Source organism: Cupriavidus sp. 2SB, from assembly GCF_005503625.1.
Classification (GTDB): Bacteria; Pseudomonadota; Gammaproteobacteria; order Burkholderiales; family Burkholderiaceae; genus Cupriavidus.
In genome coordinates, this window is record NZ_SCMX01000153.1 from 1 (window position 1) to 3,802 (window position 3,802).

General features: G+C 54.7%; 5 protein-coding genes. All 5 read left to right on the forward strand.

Translation table 11 applies throughout. From position 1 onward, the window contains the following. The coding region (locus tag FFS21_RS32340) for a VENN motif pre-toxin domain-containing protein (protein WP_249359773.1) at positions 1-807 on the forward strand (807 nt) is incomplete at its 5' end. A 1-nt stretch (position 808) separates the two neighbouring features. Further along, a complete protein-coding gene (locus FFS21_RS31630; RefSeq protein ID WP_137928616.1) occupies positions 809-1,315 on the forward strand; it encodes a hypothetical protein in 507 nt (168 codons plus the stop codon). Between the two features lie 456 nt (positions 1,316-1,771). After that, positions 1,772-2,350: an imm11 family protein gene (locus tag FFS21_RS31635; RefSeq protein ID WP_137928617.1), complete on the forward strand. Its 579-nt coding sequence runs from the start codon at positions 1,772-1,774 to the stop codon at positions 2,348-2,350. A gap of 188 nt (positions 2,351-2,538) precedes the next feature. After that, positions 2,539-3,036, forward strand: coding sequence for an SMI1/KNR4 family protein (locus FFS21_RS31640; protein ID WP_137928618.1), 498 nt, complete (start codon positions 2,539-2,541; stop codon positions 3,034-3,036). Positions 3,037-3,264: 228 nt separating this feature from the next. Beyond that, positions 3,265-3,802: POTRA domain-containing protein (locus tag FFS21_RS31645; RefSeq protein ID WP_137928619.1), on the forward strand; the 538-nt coding region annotated here is incomplete at its 3' end.

A 3,802-nucleotide genomic window follows, 5' to 3' on the forward strand; every position in this document is an offset into this window, starting at 1 on the left:
CTACTGAGTCCGACGGAGGGGATGAGCGCCGAGCAGAAGCAGGCACGCGAGAACGCGGTTCAGAGCTTGGTGGCGGGCGTTGCGGGGGCGGTGGGTGGGGATGCTGCTGCAGCGATGAACGCGGCGACTTTTGAGATTGAAAACAATCAGCTCTCTCCTGTGCAAAGTGGTGGCGGACTTCCGGCTTGGGGGTCCGCGACTCCGCAGAAACCGTTCCAGATTCCGAGTAAGCCTGCCGATCCAAGCGAAGCCACGCTGACCGGAACGCCAGACAAGTCCAAAGACAATCAATCGAAACCGTTCTATCAACCGCTCAACGATTTCGCTACCGGTGCGATGGACATTATTTTTACGCCGATTTCAAACGCGTTCACTAGTGTCTTGGATTCGATAGTTACAAAGGTCGTAGATTCCGTATCTCGGCCGACACCTCCAACATCGGAAAAAGACGTTGGAGCAGACTTGGGCCCGGGACACAGTCCTCAGGTCAGCTATAAGGATGGACAAAAGGTGCCATATGGCACGCCGGGGAGTGTGCGTCCGGATCACGTGGCCGATGACGGATCCGCGAGCTTTGAGGTAAAAAACTACAACGTTGCCACAAATGCAAACGGACTGATCAATAATGTGGCAAAGCAAGCCATCAACCGGGCCGTCAATCTTCCAGCAGGTATGGAGCAACAGATCATCATCGACGTTCGAGGGCAGACTGTGTCGGCGGATCAGGAACGTGCCCTCGTACGCGGAATCGTTTCGAAGTCCAATGGCATAATTAGCCCGGAATCGATTGAATTTAAGAGGAACTAGAATGTCATCGCGCGTCGGGTTTCACGGGGGTAGTTCGATTTTCGAGCTCGGCAACCCCGCAGATGTAGCCTTCTTTTTTCGCTGCATTGAGTGTTTCGTGGTACAGAAGTCTCCAGCTGCGGACTGGAGCATTGTCTCGGACCGGCTGTACAAACGGTATTTGAGACAAGAAGAACTAGAGGTCGCGATTCGACTAATGAAGAGCGTCCAAGAAGTCTTCGGTAGCCTGCCGGGTAGTGCGCCACTAGATGAAAATTCATTAATCGACGAAGCTGGCAAAACACGATTGAATTGGTCATTGCCAACGCTTTCGGATGTTTTTTGTAAATACTTCGAGGGGCTCGCTTATTGTGTGGAATCCGCTAATGGTTTTCTCATGGATTGGGCACTATACAAACCGGTCAGGATTGTAAAAACGGATCTACCAGACTTCGCCGCCGATAAGAAGCGTTCATTAGCAGAATACGACGGACTCGGGCCAGATGAGTCTCCTTTTTGGATGCGGTAAAGCATAGCCCAAGTGCTATGTACCGAATGTGCGGCGACAAATGTTTGATTTCTGGTGGAGTTGTTTCAGCACCTGGTGATTGATCTGGACTGCCTTCAGTCCACCGACCCGCAGCGTGGCTAGCCGCCAGTCCTATCCAATAGCATGTCCCGACGGGTGCGCAAGCCCCGTCCGGCCTTTTTTTACGCCGATGTCCTTCAAGCCGCCGCACATTGCCACTGCCGCGTTTTTCGCGGTTAGCCTCTTGGGTCTGTCGTCCTCCTTAATGGCGCAGGAATGTCATTGCAAGATCAAGCGAACAAAGTATTTGTTGACGGCCACAAGGGGCCTCAGTGCTGTGCAGAATCTCCCAAAGAACACGCCTGCATATGAACAGGCGCTGCGCTCGGAACTCGAAAAAATCAGAGTCGAGGTCTCTACGCCGGGCACGAAGCTGAACGACTGGGTGACAAAGAAATGAGTGACAAAGACTTCTACAAGATTGGCATTGATGTCCGCAATCAAGAGCGGTGGTTCCTGGATCAGCCGGTAGACGACTCGGGTCAGGGGGTTGTCGCGGGCCGATTTGGCATGGGACATCCATGGGACGTCAATAACCGGTTGCGCAGTCGGGTACGAGAGCCTGGTCAAGCTGTGTCCTTTTCGCTTGGCGGGCTGGGGGATTACTTTGTGAAGAAGACCTTGATGGATGCGCTGTTGGCAGCCCTTCCCGATGGGACTGTGCAAGCGGTACCGGTGGATATCGAAGGAGCAGCAGAGCCATACGAAATTCTCAACGTGCTCGATATCGTCGATTGCGTAGATGAGGATCGAACCGACTTCTCACTGTTCCCACGCTGGACGGTAGAAGATGGTCGCCCGGAAAAGATTGGCGACTATCGCATCAATACGTTAAGGATTAATCCGGCGGCGGCAGCAGGGCATGAACTGTTCCGGGTCAAAGGATGGTTGGTTGGCCTCGTATGTTCGGAACGTATCCGGGATCTACTGATTTCACGCGAGGTAACGGGAGTCCGGTTCAGCCTCGTTAGCTGACGCCATGACGCTCTGATTTTGGCTGGCGCCTGATGGCCACCAGCCCCAACCATTTCCACGGGACGCACATCACGTCATTCCAGTGACAAATGCTGGCCCAGCTGAATGGTGGAACATAACACCTGCGCTTCCCCCGGAACATCGGGCGATTCATCGGGCGGATGGCCCTTCAGAAAGGTATATGAAAAATGTTTGAATTCATGACTTATCTTTCCAACGGAAAGCGCATTGATAGAAGGGTGCAGGCTGCGACCGAAGGGGATCCGTATGAGCATTATTTGTCGGGATTCTGGAGGATCGATCCAGCCGATCTTCGCGACGTAGAGTCTGAACTGGGATATAGCCTTCCTGAGCAGTTGTCTGCCTTCTATTGGGAAATCGGGGTCGGCACAGTGCGAAGTTCGAAGAAAATTGAGGGGCTCTCCTACAACAACGTTCTATTCCCTTGGGATATGGGAAAGTTGATCGGTGGAACATGTGCCTGGGCAGATCCTGACATTGAAATAGAGCCTGATGTTCTGCCATTTCTTGAACGAGACGTTGGACTCTTCTTATGCGTTCGTCCTGAAAGTGAGCAACCTAACGCAGTCCACTGGATGTGGGGCGACAAGATCTGCGACTCTGTTGTGGAGTTCTTTCAGCGAGTCATAGTAGACCCGGACTGGTTCAATCCGACTGCACCTTGAGCGTAGGAATGCTGAAGAAACGCTGAATGCTCTCTCTGCCATCCGTCACACAACGCGCCTTCGGCCGGGCTTGCGACGGTTAGCGTAACCGCCAGCTATATCCATTCGTATAGTCCGACGGGTGCGCAAGCCCGTCCGGCCCTTTTCACACCGATGTCCTTCAAACCGCCGCACTTTGCCACTGCCGCGTTTTTCGCGGTTAGCCTCTCGGGTCTGTCGTCCTCCTTAATGGCGCAGGTCGTACCACCGTCCGGTCAGGCCGCCCTGACCAACGCCGAACAAGACCAGCGCAACCGCCAGCAGCAGGAAGCCCGCGAACGCGCCGCTGTCGTTAACGCGCCCGCAGTCCGCGCCGAGGCAATCGCGCGCGCTGAGTATCCGCCGCTGCCAACGGAAACCCCTTGTTTCCACGTTGACCGCTTCGCACTGGAAGTCCCCCAAGATCTTCCGGCTGACCTCCAGTCGGCTGGCGCTTCGGCCTTGCCGATGGACCCCTTTGCATTTGCGAGGCAGTGGCTAGAACACTATCAAGGCCAGTGCGTTGGCAAACAGGGCGTCGAAACATTGGTGAAGGGCCTCTCGCAAACGATCCTGTCGAAAGGCTACGTCACCACCCGTGTGCTGGTGCCCGAGCAAGACCTGTCATCGGGCAAGTTGAAACTCGCGCTGATTCCCGGCGTCATCGGCGCTATCCGTTTCAGTGATCCCGATTTGTGGGGCACGTGGAAGACTGCTTTCCCGACGGCGCCAGGCGAATTGCTGAACC